Source organism: Rhodophyticola sp. (assembly GCF_965284195.1).
GTDB lineage: Bacteria > Pseudomonadota > Alphaproteobacteria > Rhodobacterales > Rhodobacteraceae > Rhodophyticola.
The window spans coordinates 2,363,277-2,380,468 of the sequence record NZ_CBDIRM010000001.1 but is presented as its reverse complement, the minus strand read 5'-3'; the positions used below and the strand labels follow the sequence as shown (position 1 = coordinate 2,380,468).

Annotated in this window: 16 protein-coding genes; 7 read left to right on the top strand and 9 right to left on the bottom strand. The window is 63.6% G+C overall.

Going from position 1 to position 17,192, the window contains the following annotated elements; all coding sequences use genetic code 11:
* Positions 1–56: 56 nt before the first annotated feature.
* The 7 genes from ACQ651_RS11850 to ACQ651_RS11820 form a co-directional block, all read right to left on the bottom strand.
* A complete protein-coding gene (locus tag ACQ651_RS11850; protein WP_430449372.1) occupies positions 57–1,202 on the bottom strand; it encodes an iron-containing alcohol dehydrogenase in 1,146 nt (381 codons plus the stop codon).
* A gap of 1 nt (position 1,203) precedes the next feature.
* Entirely contained in the window at positions 1,204–2,586 is a 1,383-nt protein-coding gene (locus ACQ651_RS11845; RefSeq protein WP_430449371.1) for an aldehyde dehydrogenase family protein, read from the bottom strand.
* 57 nt (positions 2,587–2,643) lie between these two features.
* Complete coding sequence (locus ACQ651_RS11840) at positions 2,644–4,005, bottom strand: glutamine synthetase family protein (RefSeq protein WP_430449370.1); 1,362 nt, start codon at positions 4,003–4,005, stop codon at positions 2,644–2,646.
* 61 nt (positions 4,006–4,066) lie between these two features.
* Complete coding sequence (locus ACQ651_RS11835) at positions 4,067–5,101, bottom strand: TRAP transporter substrate-binding protein (protein WP_227285128.1); 1,035 nt, start codon at positions 5,099–5,101, stop codon at positions 4,067–4,069.
* Positions 5,102–5,151: 50 nt separating this feature from the next.
* Positions 5,152–6,477, bottom strand: a complete 1,326-nt coding sequence (locus ACQ651_RS11830; RefSeq protein WP_430449369.1) for a TRAP transporter large permease — start codon at positions 6,475–6,477, stop codon at positions 5,152–5,154.
* Positions 6,477–7,073 carry a TRAP transporter small permease subunit gene (locus ACQ651_RS11825; RefSeq protein WP_375551669.1) on the bottom strand — a complete coding sequence of 199 codons (597 nt, stop codon included), beginning with the start codon at positions 7,071–7,073 and terminating at the stop codon, positions 6,477–6,479. Before ACQ651_RS11825 ends, ACQ651_RS11830 begins: the two co-directional genes overlap by 1 nt.
* Positions 7,066–7,857 (bottom strand): N-formylglutamate amidohydrolase, encoded by a 792-nt coding sequence (locus tag ACQ651_RS11820; protein WP_430449368.1) that lies wholly within the window; start codon positions 7,855–7,857, stop codon positions 7,066–7,068. Before ACQ651_RS11820 ends, ACQ651_RS11825 begins: the two co-directional genes overlap by 8 nt.
* A gap of 145 nt (positions 7,858–8,002) precedes the next feature.
* Between ACQ651_RS11820 and ACQ651_RS11815 the strand changes: the two genes are divergently transcribed.
* Positions 8,003–8,875 carry a MurR/RpiR family transcriptional regulator gene (locus tag ACQ651_RS11815; RefSeq protein ID WP_430449367.1) on the top strand — a complete coding sequence of 291 codons (873 nt, stop codon included), beginning with the start codon at positions 8,003–8,005 and terminating at the stop codon, positions 8,873–8,875.
* A gap of 84 nt (positions 8,876–8,959) precedes the next feature.
* Here ACQ651_RS11815 and ACQ651_RS11810 read toward each other — a convergent pair whose 3' ends face one another.
* A complete protein-coding gene (locus tag ACQ651_RS11810) occupies positions 8,960–10,030 on the bottom strand; it encodes a hemin-degrading factor (RefSeq protein ID WP_430449366.1) in 1,071 nt (356 codons plus the stop codon).
* Positions 10,031–10,233: 203 nt separating this feature from the next.
* Here ACQ651_RS11810 and ACQ651_RS11805 point away from each other — a divergent pair, with 203 nt between their 5' ends.
* From ACQ651_RS11805 to ACQ651_RS11780, 6 genes are all read left to right on the top strand, one after another.
* The gene (locus ACQ651_RS11805) at positions 10,234–10,659 is read left to right on the top strand and encodes a hypothetical protein (RefSeq protein ID WP_430449365.1); all 426 of its coding nucleotides are present in this window, start codon (positions 10,234–10,236) and stop codon (positions 10,657–10,659) included.
* On the top strand, positions 10,656–11,339 hold the full coding sequence (locus ACQ651_RS11800; protein WP_227285121.1) for a MotA/TolQ/ExbB proton channel family protein: 684 nt from the start codon (positions 10,656–10,658) through the stop codon (positions 11,337–11,339). The genes ACQ651_RS11805 and ACQ651_RS11800 overlap by 4 nt, the downstream gene beginning before the upstream one ends.
* Positions 11,329–11,712: an ExbD/TolR family protein gene (locus ACQ651_RS11795; RefSeq protein ID WP_430449364.1), complete on the top strand. Its 384-nt coding sequence runs from the start codon at positions 11,329–11,331 to the stop codon at positions 11,710–11,712. The genes ACQ651_RS11800 and ACQ651_RS11795 overlap by 11 nt, the downstream gene beginning before the upstream one ends.
* Before the next feature lie 5 nt (positions 11,713–11,717).
* A complete protein-coding gene (locus tag ACQ651_RS11790; protein WP_227285119.1) occupies positions 11,718–12,113 on the top strand; it encodes an ExbD/TolR family protein in 396 nt (131 codons plus the stop codon).
* Entirely contained in the window at positions 12,110–13,072 is a 963-nt protein-coding gene (locus tag ACQ651_RS11785; protein WP_430449363.1) for a TonB family protein, read from the top strand. Before ACQ651_RS11790 ends, ACQ651_RS11785 begins: the two co-directional genes overlap by 4 nt.
* A 151-nt stretch (positions 13,073–13,223) precedes the next feature.
* Positions 13,224–15,191, top strand: a complete 1,968-nt coding sequence (locus tag ACQ651_RS11780; protein ID WP_430449362.1) for a TonB-dependent hemoglobin/transferrin/lactoferrin family receptor — start codon at positions 13,224–13,226, stop codon at positions 15,189–15,191.
* Between the two features lie 169 nt (positions 15,192–15,360).
* On the opposite strand, the gene ACQ651_RS11775 is transcribed toward ACQ651_RS11780, so the two are convergent.
* Positions 15,361–17,025, bottom strand: coding sequence for an NAD+ synthase (locus ACQ651_RS11775; protein ID WP_375551674.1), 1,665 nt, complete (start codon positions 17,023–17,025; stop codon positions 15,361–15,363).
* Between the last annotated feature and the right edge of the window lie 167 nt (positions 17,026–17,192).

The following is a 17,192-nucleotide window of genomic DNA, read 5'->3' as shown; positions in this document are numbered from 1 at the left end:
AGGACCCCGCGCCACAGCGCGCGCCTGTCGCGGCATTTGCGACACAGCCGGCCCTGCTAGAGGCAGTTCAGCAGCAACTGGCGCGTGTTCTCCGCCGTGAGCGGGATCGGATTTCCGCCGCAGCTTGGATCCGCGAGCGCCAACTCGGTCAGCCTGTCGAGTTCGGTGTCGTCGACGCCGAGTTCGCGCAGGCCGCGCGGGATGTTCATGCTGTCGTTCATCTGCTGCACGAAGGCACAGAACCCGGCAAACCCGCCGGATATGCCCAGATATGCGGCGGCCATGTCGAAACGCGCCTCTATCGCGGGGGCGTTGAATTCCAGAACGGCGGGCATGCATACCGCATTCGTGGTGCCGTGATGGGTGTCGTAGATCGCCCCGATCGGATGGCTCAGCGCGTGGATCGCCCCCAATCCTTTCTGGAAGGCCGTGGCGCCCATCGCGGCGGCGCTCATCATGTTGGCGCGGGCCTCCAGATCGGTGCCATCCGCATAGGCCCGTGGCAGATAGTCCTTGACCAGACGCATGCCTTCGAGAGCGATGCCCTGGCTCATCGGGTGGTAATGCGGGCTGCTGAAGGCCTCTACGCAATGAGCGAAGGCATCGAGGCCGGTCCCGGCGGTGATGAAACCGGGCATGCCGATGGTCAGTTCCGGGTCGGCGATCACCACGCTCGGGAGCACTTTCGGGTGAAAGATGATCTTCTTCACATGGGTTTCGGAATTGGTGATGACGCTGGCGCGCCCGACCTCGGAACCGGTGCCTGCGGTGGTGGGCACGGCCACGATCGGGGCGATGGCGTTGGTGTCGGCGCGGGTCCACCAGTCGCCCACATCCTCGAAATCCCATACCGGCCGGGTCTGGCCCGCCATGAAGGCGACCATCTTGCCAAGGTCGAGCCCCGAGCCGCCGCCAAAGGCGATCACACCGTCATGCGCCCCGGCATTGTAGGCCGCGATGCCGGCATCCAGATTCTTTTCGTTCGGGTTCGGATCGACCTCCGCGAACAGCGCGCGCCCCAGCCCGGCAGCATCGAGGATGTCCAGCGCAGCGGCCGTGATCGGCAGACGGGCAAGACCCTTGTCGGTCACGAGAAGCGGCTTGGAGATGCCAGCCTGACGGCAGGCCTGAGGCAGTTCGGCGATACGCCCTGCACCGAATTTGATCGTCGTGGGGTAGGACCAGTTTCCTGTCAGGTTCATCTCAGGTGACCTTCTTCAGATGGTAGGACTTGGGTCGCGTCAGGTTATGGTATCCGATGATCGACAGCCCGCCGCCGCGCCCGGTGTTCTTGCACCCCGTCCAGCAGAGGCCGGGATCGAGGTAATCGGCGCGGTTCATGAAGACCGTGCCGGTTTCGATCCGGTCGCCCACCCGCACCGCGCGGTCGAGGTCGCGGGTCCAGAGGCTGGCGGTCAGGCCGAAGGCGCTGTCATTCATCAGGGCCACGGCCTTGGCGTCGGAGGAGACTTTCATGACCCCGACGACGGGCCCGAAGCTTTCCTCCCGCATCACGGTCATCGCGTGATCCACGTCGATCAGGATCTGCGGCGCAAGATAGGCGCCGCCGTCATCGTCGAACCGGCCGGTGTCGATGACCGGGGTCGCGCCGCGGGCCACGGCCTCGGCGATCTGGTCGCGCACGACGTCGGCAAAGCGGCTATGGGCCATCGGCCCGAGTGTCGTGGCCGGGTCGAGCGGATTGCCGAGGACATAGGCTTCCACCACCGTCTTGGCCTTTTCCAGAAAAGTGTCGAACAGGTTTTCATGCACATAGATCCGTTCGATCCCGCAGCAGCATTGGCCGGAGTTGAACATTGCCCCGTCGATCAGTGTGTCGACCGCCGCGTCGAGATCTGCATCCTCCATGACATAGCCGGGGTCCTTGCCGCCAAGCTCCAGCCCAAGGCCGGTGAAGGTGCCCGCGGCCGCCCGTTCCATCGCACGCCCGCCGCCGACCGAACCGGTGAAATTGACGAAATCGAAGGCGTTTTCCGCGATCAGGCCCGCCGTCGTGTCATGATCAAGAAAGACATTGACGAACACGTCTTCGGGCATACCGGCCTCGCGGAAGGCGCGGACCATTCGTTCGCCAACCAGAAGCGTCTGTGTGGCGTGTTTCAGGACAACGGTATTGCCCGCGATGAGCGCCGGGGCGACGGTGTTGATGGCCGTCATGTAGGGATAGTTCCACGGCGCCACGACGAAGACGACCCCATGAGGTATGCGCCGGATGTACCGCTTGAAACCGGCATCCTCGCCCACGTGGATATCGCCAAGCGCCGCCTCGGCGATCCCGGCCATATGGCGCGCGCGTTCGTCGAAGCCGCCAAACTCCCCGCCATAGCGAACGGGGCGCCCCATCATCCATGCCAGTTCCGGGACGATATCGTCATTCATCGCGCCCACGGCGGCGACGCCTGCCATGACCAGATCGATACGGTCCTGCAGCGGGCGCGCCGCCCAGGCGGATTGCGCGGCGCGGGCGCGGGCGATGCGGGCGCGGGCCGTGTCCATGTCGAGCGTCTCCCGCTCGGCGAAGACCGACCCGTCGATGGGCGATAGGCAGGTGAGTGTCTTTGTCATGTTGGCGCTTTCAAACTGGCTTGCGGCTTCCGGACGGCCCCGATGCGGTGCCTTCATTCAGGCGCGTTCGAACCCGCGCGCGATCTCGTAATCGGTCACGACACGGTCGAACTCCTCGATCTCCCAATCGGCGGCGCGCACATAATGGTCGACCACCTCGTCGCCCAAGGCCTCGCGGAGCATGGCGGAGCGGTGGAGCGCGCACCGCGCGTCGCGGAGGGTGCCGGGGATATGGCTGAGATCGCCTTCATAGGCATCGCCCTTGAACGGCGGGCTGAGCGGCAAACCCTGTTCGATGCCCCATATCCCGGCCGCCAGCAAAGCGGCCATCGCAAGATAGGGGTTCATGTCGGATCCGCCGATCCGGCACTCGACGCGCACCGAGCCGGTCCCTTCGCCGCAGAGCCGGAAACCCGCGGTGCGATTGTCCACCGACCAGACCGTGCGGGTGGGCGCGAAGCTGCCCCTCTGGAAGCGCTTGTAGCTGTTGATATAGGGGGCCAGAAAATAGGTGTAGTCACCCGCATGGGCGATCAGCCCGGCCATGTAGCTTTTCATCAGATCCGACATGCCGAGCGCGTCGTTCGGATCGTGGAAGGCGTTCTGCCCATCCATCCGAAGCGATTGATGCACGTGGGAGGAACTGCCGACCTTGTCATGGTGCCATTTCGGCAGAAAGGTCACGGCATGGCCCTGCTGAAAGGCGATTTCCTTGATCGCGTGTTTCGCGATGCTGTGGTGCTCCGCCGTTGCCATCGCGGACGCGTATCTGATGTTGATCTCTTCCTGTCCGGTCTCGGCCTCGCCCTTGGAGTTCTCGACGGGAATGCCGGCGGCGAACAGGTGATTTCGGATCGGGCGCATCACATGTTCTTCCTTGGTGGTCTGAAGCATGTGATAATCTTCGTTATAGCCCGAAATCGGCTCCAGATCGCGGAACTTCTCCTTGCGGATCTGGTCGAAGCTTTTCTCGAACAGGAAAAACTCAAGTTCGGTCGCCATCATCGCCTGATAGCCCATCGCCTCAAGCCGTTTGACCTGTTTCTTCAGAACCGCGCGCGGGGAATGGGGGACTTCCTCATGGGTGTGGTGATCCAGCACGTCGCAAAGCACCATCGCCGTGCCGTCAAGCCATGGCACCGGCCGCAGCGAGGACAGATCGGGCTTCATCACGTAATCGCCATAGCCCTTTTCCCAACTGGTGGCGGCATAGCCACCCGGCGTCGCCATCTCCAGATCGGTTGCCAGAAGATAGTTGCAGCAATGGGTCTCCTCCCAGGCCGAGGCAATGAAATGCGCCGCGTGAAAGCGTTTGCCCATCAGCCGGCCCTGCATATCGACAAGGCAGACCAGCACGGTGTCGATATCCCCTGCGGCAACCCGCGATTTCAGATCGTCAAAACTCAAAGGCGCTTGCATGATACGTGTTCCGTTGCAGAGGATTGGGTGGCCCCGGCACCCTGGCGCCGGGGCCGCCGGATCAGGTGTAGCGATAGGGCCGGCCTGCGGCTTCCATATCGGCATTGTACTGGCGGATGATCTCGACCACACGGGCCTTGGTGGGCGACTCCGCCGCGATCTCCTCCCAGAATACCTGGGCCGCGGCTTCCACCTGGGCCCATTCCTCGTCCGGTATCGTGGTCAGTTCGAGGTCTTCGCCATGAACCCGCAGATGGGCCTCTCCGCCCCAGTACCACCACTGACGGTAGTAGTGCGACTGATCGGTGCAGACCCGGAACAGGGTTTGCAGATCGTCGGGCAACTCGTTCCAGCGGTCCATATTGGCAAAGAACGATCCGGCCCATGCGCCGGAGATGTTGTTGGTCAGGAAATAGTTGGTCACGTTCGACCAGCCGACGGTGTAATCTTCGGTGATGCCGGACCACGCGATGCCGTCGAGTTCGCCGGTTTGCACGGCCACCTCGATATCCTCCCATGGCAGCGTCACCGGCACGACCCCGAACTGGGTCAGGAAGCGGCCCGCGGTGGGGAAGGTGAAGACCCGCTTGCCCTGCAGATCGGCCAGTGACCGGATCGGGTCGACGGTGGCGAAGTGGCAGGGATCCCAAGCGCCAGCCGAGATATGCTTCACACCCACGGCGGAATAGGCCTCGTCCCAGATCTCATTCAGCCCGTACTGGTTGAATAGCACCGGCACATCGAGCGAATACCGCGACGCGAAGGGAAAATACCCGCCGAATACGGTCACCTCGGTTGGCGAGGCCATCGAGTCGTCATCGGACTGCACGGCATCGATCGTGCCCTGCTGCATCGCGCGAAACAGCTCCCCGGTGGGGACAAGCTGATCGGCGTAGAACAGCTCGATCTGCATCCGGTCTCCGGCGATCTTGTTGAACATGTCGATCGCAGGCGTGATCACATGCTCGGCCAGGGCCGCGCCGGCATAGGTCTGCATGCGCCAGCGGATGGTGGATTGCGCGATTGCCGGGGCCGCAAGGGTTGCGGCGGCGGCGCCCACCGTGGTTGTGGTGAGGAACTTACGTCTGGTGGTCATTGGTTTTCTCCTTGTTGAACATCGCGCCCCGGTTCACGGGATCTGTCGAATTATTGGCCGTATACATATCCGGGCAGCCACAGTGCGATCTGCGGAAAGACCATCACGAGGGTCAGCGCCAGCGCCATCACGAGCACGAAGGGAATGATCGAGCGATAGATGTCGCCAAGGCTGATCTCGGGCGGGGCCATCGCGCGCATCAGGAACAGGTTGTAGCCGAATGGCGGGGTCATATAGGCGATCTGCGTCGTGATCGTGTAAAGCACGCCATACCAGATCAGGTCGAAACCAAGCTCGCCCACCAGCGGCACGTAGAGCGGCGCCACGATCACCAGCATCGCCGTGTCGTCCAGAAACGTGCCCATGATGATGAAGCTGAGCTGCATCAGGATCAGGATCGTCCAGGGGCTCAGATGCAGCTGTTCGGTAAAGAGCGCATCAATGGCCCGAACTGCGCCGAGCCCGTCGAAAACGGCGCCGAAGCCGGTCGCGGCAAGGATGATCCACATGAACATGCACGAAATCATCAGCGTCTTGCGGACCGAATTTTCGAAAACCTCCCGCGTCATGCGCCCCTTGACCACGGCCACCAGAAAGGCCGTCGTCGCCCCCACGGCGGCGCTTTCGACCAGCGACGTCCAGCCATTCACGAAAGGCACCATCATCGCGACGAAGATGCCAAGCGGCAGGAGGCCGGCGCGCAGAAGCCGGAGCTTTTCGGCCAGGGTGACCTTGCTCAGTTCCTCCCTGTCGATCGGCGGGCCCAGATCGGGCTGCAACCGGCAGCGGACATAGATGTAGAGTATGAACATGCCTGCCATCATCAGCCCCGGAAGGACACCGGCGAGCCAGAGCTGTCCCACCGGCTGCCGGGCGATCAGCGCATAGAGCACCAGCACGACCGAGGGCGGCACCAGAATGCCAAGCGACGACCCGGCCTGGATTACGCCGGTGACCATGATCTTGTCATATCCCCGGCGCAGAAGTTCGGGCAGGGCGATGGTCGTGCCGATCGCCATGCCCGCCACGCTCAGCCCGTTCATCGCCGAGACCAGAACCATCAGGCCGATGGTGCCGATGGCCAGCCCGCCGTTCAGCGGCCCCATCCAGACATGGAACATCCGGTAGAGATCGTCGGCGATCCGGCTTTCGCTGAGGACATAGCCCATGAAGATGAACATCGGCAGCGTCAGCAGCACATACCATTGCATCAGTTTCATGGCCGAGGAGAACGGGATTTCGACGCCACCCGTCCCCCAGAGCAGGACGCTCGACAGGGCCGCCACGAAACCGATCGCGGCAAAGACACGCTGCCCGGTGAACAGCATCAGCATCATCGATGCGAACATGAGTGTGGCGATCATCTCGTAGGACATCAGAGCGCCACCCCGCGAATGCGGCCGATATCGCGGAAGAATTCGGCCAGCGCCTGCAACAGCATCAGGAAGACACCGATGCAAAGCGTGACTTTGATGGGCCAGAGATAAGGGCGCCAGGCCGTCGGGCTGCGCTCCAGAAAGCCGAGCATCTCCGCCGCGGCACCGGGCCCGCCGGTCACGAAGGCGACCAGCAGATCCCGGAAGAACCCGAACGGCTCGGTGCCGAAATAGCCAAGAGAGTAAGCGGTGGAGCTGACCGCGCCGGTGAAAAGGACGCCGAGGTAGAAGATCAGGAACATCACCGTGAATGCATCGACCCAGGCCTTGGTGCGCAGCGACCAGTTGCCGTAAAACAGATCCATCCGGACATTTGCGCCAAGCTGTACGGAGTAGGGGCCGCCAAGCACATAATAGGCGACCATCACGAATTGCGCCGTCTCCAACGTCCAGTGCACGGGGGTGAAGAACGTCTTGGAGATCGAACTCCAGAGCAGGATGCCCGCCAGCACGAAAATCAAATACATCGCGATCCGTCCGATAAACCGGTTCATGCCGTCGATGGCGCGGATATAGGCCAGGATGATCCTAGGCATGGGGCGGTCCCCCGGCTTGCAGCCCCACCTCTGTCAGGGCGGGGGCCAGGATGCTGTGAAGCTCCGCGGCGATCCGGCGCTGTTCCGCCGGGGTGCCAATCAGGTCATTTCGGATTTCGATCATGACATTGGGCAGCGATCGGGCCATCCCGTGGAGTTTGAGCGAATGGGTCACCCCGTCCTCGGGGCCATAGGGGTCGTTGCGGCCGATCTTGCGATGTGACAGCGACGGCGCCCGCTCAAGCACCGCATTGGCAAGCCGCGCGTCGGCGTCATGCACGATCCCGATATCGACATCGCGGGGCCGGCCGTGGAAAACGGGCGCGAAACTGTGCACCGTGACCAGCGCCGTATCGGTTCCGGCCTGCCGCCTGCGGTCAAGCACGGTGTCCACCGCCGCCAGAAACGGGCGGTAGATCGACCGCTCGCGCGCCAATCTGTCTTCGGGCGTCAGGTTGCGATTGCCGGGGATGTCGATGGCTTCGGACCGGTCGGGCATCGCGGAGACGGCCTCCGGCGGACGATTGCAGTCATAGACAAGGCGCGACACCCGCCCGGCCACCAGCGGCGCATCAAAGAGCTCGGACAGGTTCAGCGCCACGCCAACCGCGCCCGGATCCCACGCCGCGTGGCTGTGGCGGGACGCCTCGGTAAGACCAAGGTCCTGAAATTGCGCGGGGATATGGTGGGATGCATGTTCACAGAGCAGCACGACGGGCCCTGACCGCGTCGGGTTGAAGGTTTCGACAACCTTGTCTTGTTCTGTTTCGACGAGGGCGGACATGGAGGATTCCCGGCAGTTGGAAAAATCTTTCCTCACCAATATCTTTGTGTCAATATATTTTCAGTCGTGACCGGACGGGCCGGGCAGAGCATCTTGGACCGGGGCAGTTTGCCTGAGAATACAGCAGAGAAAGGATGACGGATCGGTGCCGAAACCCGATGTCACAGTGCGTGAACGGATCCACGAGCAATATGCATCGCTGACGCAATCGGAACGGAAGTTCGCCAAGGCGCTGCTTGAAAACTATCCGTCTGGCGGGCTGGCCTCGATCACCGCCGTGGCGGAAAACGCAGGCGTTTCAACGCCAACGGTCACGCGGATGGTTCAGAAACTGGGCTTCAAGGGATTTCCGCAGTTCCACAAGGCGCTTCTGCGCGAGCTTGAGGCGCGCGCCTCTGGCCCGACGCAACGCCGTGCCAACTGGGCGGCTGCCGCGCCCGACTCCCATATTCTGAACCGCTTCGCGGAAGCGGTGACCCATAATCTTGAACATACATTCGCCAATGTGGATCTGGGTCAGTTCGATCAGGCGGTCGACATGCTGTCGGATACCGATGGCCGGCTCTATGTGGTGGGCGGGCGGATCACGCGGGCCCTGGCCGATTACGCCTTCACCCATTTTCAGGCCATTCGAAAACGTGTCACCCACATGACCTCGTCTTCGGCCACATGGCCGCACTACGTTCTGGATATGGAGCCCGGCGATACGTTGCTTGTCTTCGACGTCCGCCGCTACGAGACAAATGTCGAGCGTCTGGCCGAACTGGTGGCGCCGCGCGATGTGAACATCATCCTGATCACCGATCAGTGGGCCTCGCCCGTGTCGAAAAGGGCGAAGCTCGTCTTCAATTGCTGGGCCGAAATCCCCTCAGCATGGGACAGCAACATCGCAACGATGATGCTTGTGGAGGCCCTGATCGCCGCCACGCAGGAAAACTGCTGGCCCGACACGAAGAAGCGGTTCGACCAGCTGGACGAACTGTTCGACATGACGCGGCTGTTTCGGAAGTTCAGTTGAGGGGACGGGCCGCGGGCCCATCCCGGCATGCACGTCCCGCTTGCCGGCGCCAAAACGGCGCATCCTGCGTGAGGCGCCGCCGCCTCAGGCCTTATCGGGTGATTTCGGCAGGCGGGGAAGCGCGCGGGTCATGTCGCCAAACGCGTCAGTATCTTCCGCGCCCTCCTTGCGCATCCCGAAAAGCTGCAGGATCAGGCCGCCCTTGGCATCAAATGCCTCGATGCTGAGAGCGGGCCCGCGTTTCGTGGGCTTTTCCACCAGCCATGTCTCGGCAACATGATCCAGCCGCAGATGCAGATTGAACCGTGGATCAAGCACGTTTTGCCATGGCCCCATTGCTTTCAGCGTCTCGATCCCGCCGCTGTGGATCTGAATGCAGCCGCGGTTTCCGACAAAAACCATGACCGGTATGGCGCTTTCGGAACACGCGATCAGCGCGTCGTTCAGGGCACCGGGGGCCAGCGCTTCGGCAAAGGGCGCGCCCGCGATGTGATAGGCGCCAAGACGGTTCATCTTCATCCTTGAAACGAGACGCAGGAATTGATGTGTGTCGGTCATTCTGGCCCAGGCAGTGCGCAGTTCCTCCGCCTTCTCCGGTCGGCTGCGCGGAGGCTCGACATCCTGACGTGCCACCGGCATGAGCCGGTCAGAGGGATCGCCGGTGGCAAGCGCGGTCACCAGACGGTCCCACGCGGCCAGATCGGTCCCGTCGCGCGGGTAGATCTTGTGAACCGCGTCGCCGCTTGCATCGAACACCTGCAGGCTTCGCGATGGGCCGGTATCGCCTTGATTGGTGACGGCAAAGGCATGAACCCAGCTTGATGGAAAGATCCGCAGGTCGATTTCGGCGCCCAGAACCATCGCGGCATGGGCGCCGGGATGAAATGTTTCGTAGCGGCCCGTTCGTTCGTGCACCGCGCTGTCATTGCGGGTGAGCGCCATAGCCTCCCCGAGGGTGCAGACCGCCGGCATCAACCTGTCGGGATGCGCCTCGATCCGGGTTGCGCCGTGTCCAACTTGCGCCGCGACCAGTTCCGCCTCCGTGACGCGCAGCTTTGTTGCCAGATCGCGGGCGCGCAGGCCGGTGTTTTCAGCCATCGCGTCGCGAAGTGCTGCGGGAGACATCGAGACGTCGATCGTATCGGGGGAAGCCATGGCCGTATCCTCTTGCATGAAAGTCGAAAGATGCGGGGTGTCGGTCTGTGCAGACCGGGCCTGGCTATTCTTGACAGTTTTTATCGGTTTTCGTAGGAGGATCAAGTCGGGATATGAAAACCCCGACCCGATCGACCCGAAATCGCGCAAGCCCGTTTGGTGCCAGCCTGACCATAACCCTGTTTCCAGATGCAGGAGCGGACATGCTCACCCGGCTTTCACCCTATTCTCCCTTATCGTTCGCTCTGGCGCTGTTTGCGTCCGCGACATCCGCGCAGGCACAGGACGCAGCCGCCGATGTCCTGCTTGAGCTCAACCGCGTCGACCAGATCGACAGCGCCTGCCGGTTGACCTTCATGGCCCGGAACGGTCTTGCGGAGGATATCGGGAGCTTTGCGCTGGAAACGGTCCTGATCGATGCCGAGGGCCGGGTGGCGCAACTGACGGTGTTCGATTTCGGGGCGCTGCCGGCCGGCACGCCGCGTGTCCGGCAATTCGATCTGGCGGAGCTGCGCTGCGATACGCTTGGCCGGGTGTTGATCAACGGTGTCGCGGAATGTGCCGGGCCTGCCGATTGCGCCGAACGGTTGCGGTTCGAAACACGCACCGAGCTGGAGCTGATCGGATGACAGGCCTGCAATTCACCACCGACCGTCTGACCGATCTGCTTGATCTGGGCGGGCCGGTCATCGCGCTTCTGCTGGCCCTGTCGGTTCTGGTTCTTGCGGTGATCTTCTACAAGCTGTGGCAGTTCATGACATTGGGTGTCGGACGGCATCGCGCGATAGACGGGGCAATGGCCGCGTGGGATGCGGGCCAGAGGGAACAGGCCGCGATGCTGCTGTCGGAAAGCCGCAACCATCTTGCCCCCGTTCTGGCCGAGGCACTGGCGGGCGACCCGGAGCTCAAACCCCGGCTTGCCGCCATGGCGGAGGCGCGGCTGGCCAGGGTCGAAAGCGGCTTCCGTCTGCTCGACAGCATCGCTCAGGTCGCGCCGCTTCTGGGCCTTTTCGGAACCGTGCTTGGCATGATCGATGCGTTCCGTGCGCTGCAGGCCGCCGGCAATGCGGTCGACCCGTCCGTTCTGGCCGGTGGGATCTGGGTGGCGCTCCTGACCACGGCGGCGGGTCTGGCTCTTGCCATGCCGACGGCGCTGGCACTCACCTGGCTGGAAAGCCGCGCGGCGCGGGATCGGGCCCGCGCGGATCTGGCATTGGAGGCGTTGTTCAGGCCGCTATCCCCGCGCAGAAACCCCCAACCCGCGGTGCAGGGCCATCACGGGCGCATGGACTTCGCCGATGCCCATTAGGGGGGCCGCGTTCCGGCGGCGACCGGCGGCGCTGACCCCGTTGATCGATGTCATCTTTCTGCTCCTGCTGTTCTTCATGCTCAGTTCCACCTTCACCCGCTTTGCCGAACTGCCGTTGCAGAATGCAGGCGGCGGCGCCGAGCCGGGGGCATCACCGCCGGTTTTCCTGCGGCTGGAGCCCGACAGGCTGAGCCTGAACGGTGATGCGGTCACATTGGACACGTTGCCCGCCGCGCTGTCCGAGCGCAGACCGCCGGGCGAGACCGTCACCCTGCTTCTGGCCGTGAGCGAAGAGGTCTCGTCCCAAGGTCTTGTCGATCTTCTGGTGCTGCTCCGGGCAGAACCCTGGCTTGCCGTCAGCGTGTTGGGATAGCGGCCATGGCCCTTGCCCCACCCCGCAGACGACGCCGCGCCGAACCGATGATTGCGCTGATCAATATCGTCTTCCTGATGCTGATCTTCTTTCTCGTCGCGGCCTCCGTCGCGCCGCCCCTTGACCGGGAGGTCCGGCTGGCGAAAACCGATCAGCTTGAGGGGCGTTCACCGCCCGACGCGGCGGTTATCCGGGCCGATGGCACGCTGATGTTCCGGGGCGCCGAAATCACCTCGGAGGCCTATCTTGCCGCGCGCCTGTCGGAGCAGGAAGACGCGGTCGCGCTGCGGCTGATCCCCGATCGCGACCTGCCCGCCATCCGGCTGATCGAAATCGCGGGCGAACTCCGCGCAGCCGGGGCATCGGATATCCGGATCGTGACCGAACGGGGGCTCAGATGAGGGGCCGGACGCTTTGGGTGGCGGGGCTCGCGGGCGCCGCGTCGGTTTTTGTCCACGGTCTGGGGTTGCTTGTCGCGCCGGCCGCACCTGTCTCCATGCCGGGCGGCGGCCCGGCACAGATCGCCATGATCGGCGACAATTTCAGGGATGCCGCAACCGGGATGGCCCATCGCGCTCCGGATCGGGCGCAAACGATCCCGATGGGACCCGTGGCGGATCGTATCAGGGCGGCGGCTCCCTTGCCGCTTGCGCGTGCCGCGGTCCAGTCAGCGACCCCTCAAAGCCCGACCGCGCCGGAACAGGTCGCGCGCGCACGCTCTGCTCCGGTTGTCCCTGAGGCAATCCCGGTTCTGCCCGTCACGCCGGTCACAGCCCCCCGTCCGGAAACGGTGGTGGCGGCTGCGCCTTCGTCAGAGATGATGGTGGCGTCTGCGCCGGTTCCGGACCGGGTGACTGGCCGCATCGCGCCGGTCGGACAGACCCCAGGCGCAGACACACCGCGTCCGATCCCGCGCGCCGAACGCCCGCCCATACCGGCCCCGGCGGCCCCGGAGCCTGCACGCACGCCGCCGCCCGCGGCAATGGCATCGCCAGGTAATGCCGACGCCAATGCCCGGGCCGGTCAGTCCGCCGGCGAAGCCCGGGGCCGTTCCGCGCAAAGTCGCGAAGCCGGCACCGGCCAAAACGCGCGGCCGGGCCAGGGGGCCGCTCAGTATCCGCTCCTCATCAACCGCCATCTGAGCCAACTGCGCCGGCCCACGACGGGGTTCGAAGGAACAGCGATGATCGTCTTCACCGTGGGCGATACCGGCGCTCTCTCGGCTATCTCGGTGCGGCACAGTTCCGGCAATGCGGAGTTTGACAGGCTGGCGCTGAACCTTGTGCGCAATGTGACCCCTTTTCCCGCCCCGCCGCCGGGGGCGCAACGCACATTTAACGTCCTGATCGGAAGGCGTTGATCGGAGTAGGCTATATCATCACTCAAATACTTGACTTAATCTGTCGGGATTCTTTAAAGGACAGACAAGGCTCGCGACCCACCCCATGGCAGGTCCCGCGACAGGGACAGTCAACACATGGGGGAATATGATGCATCGCGGCATATTGACGATGACCACCGCACTTGTGGCAACCGGGATCACCTGGCAGGCACAGGCGCAGGACGACGGTTTCACACTCGATCCGATCCTGCTGAATTCCGCTTTCCGGGACGAACGCGCGCTTCTGGATACGCCCGTGTCCGTATCGGTCGTGGAAGGCGAGACGCTGGACAACCGGCAGGCCGGCGATTTTCAGGAACTGATCGGCGATGTGCCCGGCCTGTCGATAGATGGTGGCCCGCGCGGCATCTCGCAGGAGCCGAACATCCGCGGGTTCCGTGACGAACAGATCGTGCTGCGTTTCGATGGCGGGCGGTTCAATTTCGGGCAGGCCCATCGGGGGCGGTTCTTCATCGACCCCGATCTGGTGCAGCGGGTCGAGGTGATCCGCGGCGGGGGCTCGACCCTGTTCGGATCGGGGGCGCTTGGCGGCGTCATCTCGGTCGAAACCCGCGATGTCTCGGATCTGCTGGCGCCCGGGCAGACCATGGGCGGCCGCCTCAGCCTTGGCTATTCGTCGAACGGGGATGCGGTCAACGCCAGTTCGACCGTCTTCGCGGATTGGGGCGCATGGGACGCGATGCTGTTCCTTGGTGCGCGCCAGCTTGGCGAAAACATGGAGTCCGGCGGCGGCGTTGAGATCCCGTTTTCGGAGATCGACCTCGTCAATGGCCTGATCAAGGTCGGGTTCGAGCCAAGCGCCGACAGCCGGATCGAACTGAGCTTCTCGGCCTTCGAGGACGAGGGACTGACGCCGGCCAATTCCAGTGGAAATCCGGGCCTTGGCAACCCCACCGTAGAGCGGGAGGCAAGCGTCCGGAGTTTTCGGCTGAGCTGGGATTATGCACCTTCCGGCTCGGATGCCGTCGACCTGTCGGTTCTGCTCTATGGTGAACAACTCGATATCACCGAAAACCGTGTCGACGTCTCGCGTCTGGACGAAACGCGCTATGACACGATCGGGCTGGAAGTCACCAACCGATCGCGCCTTGATTTCGGTGTGCCCGTCGATCTGGTTTACGGTTTCGAAGTGTTCCGGGATACGCAGGAGGGGCTCCGCGATGGCGCGCCGCGCGGGTCCTTCCCCAATGCGGAGGCCACGACCATCGGCATCTTCACCGAAGCCACGATGGAACTGAGCCCGCAATTCGACCTGATCGCCGGCCTGCGATTCGACCAGTACGAACGCGACCCGGATGATCCGGCGCTGGCCGAGGTGTCCGAGACATTCTTCTCGCCGCGGATCGGGTTCAGCTATCGGCCGGTCGAAAACTGGCAGGTTTACGGAAATCTTGCCCGGGCCTTCCGTGCGCCGTCGCTGAGCGAGCTTTACAATTCGGGGCTGCATTTTCCGGGCCGTCCGAACAACTTTTTCGTGCCGAACCCCGATCTGAAGCCGGAGGAGTCCACGCAAGTGGAGCTTGGCGCCCGGTTTGAGCGTGGCGGCGTCTGGCAGTCAAACGACCGGCTGAGTTTCGCGGCGAATGTCTACTTCGCGGATGTGGAGAACTACATCGAGCAGATCGTCGATGTACCTGGCGGCACGACCAGCAGCAGCAATGTGGATGCCCAGCTTTGGGGCTTCGAGGCGGAGGCTGAGTATGACGCTGAAACATGGTTCCTTGGCGCGGGCATCGGCATCGCACGTGGCGAGGGCGATGACGGTGACTGGCTCGGCTCGATCCCGCAGGACCGGCTTACGCTGCATGGCGGCTACCGGCCGAATGATGCCTGGGAACTCGGCGCGCGCGCGACATTCGCCGCGGAGCAGGACCGGGTGCCGGCGGGCGGGTCGGTAGGACCCTCCTACGAGGTGCTGGATCTCTATGCGACCTTCTCTCCCGACCGCGGCCCGCTGGCCAATGGCACGTTCCGCATCGGCGTCGACAACCTCTTCGACGAGACCTATCAGATCTATCCCAACGGCCTGTCGCAGCCCGGACGGACGCTTGAGATCTCGGCAACCTTCACCTTCTGACCAACGCGCCCGAGGCGCGCGAAACCGGCTTTCCCCCCGCGGCCATCACACCGGCTGCGGGGCGGCGTGATCTCCCGAGCCCTTGCCCGCGGCAGCCTGAAGAAGAGTAAAACGGGGTGGGCCGCACCGATTGGTCCGCCCCCAACAGCCTCTGTTTCCCGACCCAAGCCTAGCCCTGTCCGTCGTCGCGCCACCGGTTGACGATCGGATACCGCCGGTCGAGCCAGAAGGCGCGCTCGGTCAGGCGGGCGCCTGGTGCGGACTGGAACCTCTTGTATTCGCTGATATAAATCAGATGTTCGACTTTCTTCACCGTCTCCCGGTCATGGCCCTTGGCCACGCAATCGGCGACGGAGGCTTCCTTGTCGATCAGCATCTCCAGAATGTCGTCAAGCACCTCGTAGGGCGGCAGGCTGTCCTCGTCCTTCTGGTTCTCGCGCAACTCCGCCGTTGGGGGCTTCTCGATGATGCGTGGCGGGATCACCTCGCCCTCGGGGCCCTTCATCCATGGCCGGTGATTGGCGTTGCGCCATCGGCACGTCTCGAACACCCGCGTCTTGTAGAGATCCTTGATCGGGTTATAGCCGCCCGCCATGTCGCCATAGATCGTCGCATAGCCCACCGCGACCTCGGATTTGTTGCCTGTGGTCAGCAGCATCTCGCCGAACTTGTTCGACAGCGCCATCAGGATCACGCCACGCAGGCGGGATTGGATGTTTTCCTCTGCGATGCCCGGCTGTGTCCCGTTGAAAAGCGGGCCCAGGGCCTCGGTCACTGCGGCGCGGGGCCCCGAGATCGGAACGGTGTCGAGTTTGGTGCCAAGCCGTTTCGCCAGATCGGCGGCGTCTTCCAGCGAGGTTTCGGAGGTGTATTCCGAGGGCAGCATGACGCAGCGCACATTCTCCGCGCCAAGCGCATCGGTGGCGATGGTCGCGACAATCGCACTGTCGATCCCGCCCGAGAGCCCGAGGACGACCTTGGAAAACCCGGCCTTGGCGAGGTAATCGCGCGTCGCCTCCACCATCACGCGGTAATCGGATTCCCAGGCATCGGGAAGCTTGGCCTTGTCTGCATCCAGTGCGCGCCAGCCTGCATCGGTTTCTTCGAAATCGACGTGGAAGAGCCCTTCCTCGAAGGCGGGCATCTGATGGGTCAGCACGCCCCCGGGGTTCAGCACGAAACTGGCGCCGTCGAAGACCTGATCATCCTGGCCACCAAGCAGATTGAGATAGACAAGCGGCAGCCCGGTTTCGACCACGCGGGACACCATCAACATCTGACGGAGCGCGAACTTGCCGCGGTGGTAGGGCGAGCCGTTCGGGACAAGCAGGATCTCGGCCCCGGTTTCGGCGAGCGTCTCGGTGACATCCTCGAACCACGCATCTTCGCATATGGGCACGCCGATCCGCACCGGACCGATCCTGACCGGTCCCGCCGGGTCGCCGGCGTGGTAATACCGCTTCTCGTCGAAGACATTCGAATTCGGCAGGTGATGTTTGAGCACTTGGGCGCTGATTTGCCCATCCTGCAGAATGAAGTAGGCGTTGAAAGGCTTGTCGGCAGCCGGCAGCGGGCCGCCGATGCCGATCGCCGGGCCGTCGGCGCAATCCTCGGCGAGCTGCTGCAGCACGCGCTGCACATCCGCGGCGAAGGCGGGTTTGCGCACCAGATCCTGCAACTGGTAGCCGGTGACGAACATCTCGGGAAAGGCGATCATGTCGGCGCCGGCCGTCTTTGCCTCCTGCCATGCCGCGCGCGCCTTGGCGGCGTTGCCGTCAAGGTCCCCCACGGTGGGGTTCAGTTGCGCCAGGGTCAGGCGGAAGGTCTGGGCCATCGGGGTCACACTTTCGGCAATCTCTATGGGGCTGGTTTAGCAGAACGGCGCGCAGGGCCAAGCCATGGTGCAGCTCTTGCCCGTGAAATGCATTGCGAGGCCCCGGGTCCTCACCTAGGTTTGGGACGGATCAGGACAACAAGATCGAAACGGGGAGAGCGTAACGT

Excerpts from the sequence above, each read along its gene's own strand:
- ACQ651_RS11850 (WP_430449372.1), bottom strand. The coding sequence starts at position 1,202 with ATGAACCTGACAGGAAACTGGTCCTACCCCACGACGATCAAATTCGGT.
- ACQ651_RS11825 (WP_375551669.1), bottom strand. The coding sequence starts at position 7,073 with ATGCCTAGGATCATCCTGGCCTATATCCGCGCCATCGACGGCATGAAC.
- ACQ651_RS11820 (WP_430449368.1), bottom strand. The coding sequence starts at position 7,857 with ATGTCCGCCCTCGTCGAAACAGAACAAGACAAGGTTGTCGAAACCTTC.
- ACQ651_RS11800 (WP_227285121.1), top strand. The coding sequence starts at position 10,656 with ATGACAGGCCTGCAATTCACCACCGACCGTCTGACCGATCTGCTTGAT.
- ACQ651_RS11790 (WP_227285119.1), top strand. The coding sequence starts at position 11,718 with ATGGCCCTTGCCCCACCCCGCAGACGACGCCGCGCCGAACCGATGATT.
- ACQ651_RS11805 (WP_430449365.1), top strand. The coding sequence starts at position 10,234 with ATGCTCACCCGGCTTTCACCCTATTCTCCCTTATCGTTCGCTCTGGCG.
- ACQ651_RS11795 (WP_430449364.1), top strand. The coding sequence starts at position 11,329 with ATGCCCATTAGGGGGGCCGCGTTCCGGCGGCGACCGGCGGCGCTGACC.
- ACQ651_RS11810 (WP_430449366.1), bottom strand. The coding sequence starts at position 10,030 with ATGGCTTCCCCCGATACGATCGACGTCTCGATGTCTCCCGCAGCACTT.
- ACQ651_RS11775 (WP_375551674.1), bottom strand. The coding sequence starts at position 17,025 with ATGGCCCAGACCTTCCGCCTGACCCTGGCGCAACTGAACCCCACCGTG.
- ACQ651_RS11830 (WP_430449369.1), bottom strand. The coding sequence starts at position 6,477 with ATGTCCTACGAGATGATCGCCACACTCATGTTCGCATCGATGATGCTG.
- ACQ651_RS11835 (WP_227285128.1), bottom strand. The coding sequence starts at position 5,101 with ATGACCACCAGACGTAAGTTCCTCACCACAACCACGGTGGGCGCCGCC.
- ACQ651_RS11840 (WP_430449370.1), bottom strand. The coding sequence starts at position 4,005 with ATGCAAGCGCCTTTGAGTTTTGACGATCTGAAATCGCGGGTTGCCGCA.
- ACQ651_RS11785 (WP_430449363.1), top strand. The coding sequence starts at position 12,110 with ATGAGGGGCCGGACGCTTTGGGTGGCGGGGCTCGCGGGCGCCGCGTCG.
- ACQ651_RS11780 (WP_430449362.1), top strand. The coding sequence starts at position 13,224 with ATGACCACCGCACTTGTGGCAACCGGGATCACCTGGCAGGCACAGGCG.
- ACQ651_RS11845 (WP_430449371.1), bottom strand. The coding sequence starts at position 2,586 with ATGACAAAGACACTCACCTGCCTATCGCCCATCGACGGGTCGGTCTTC.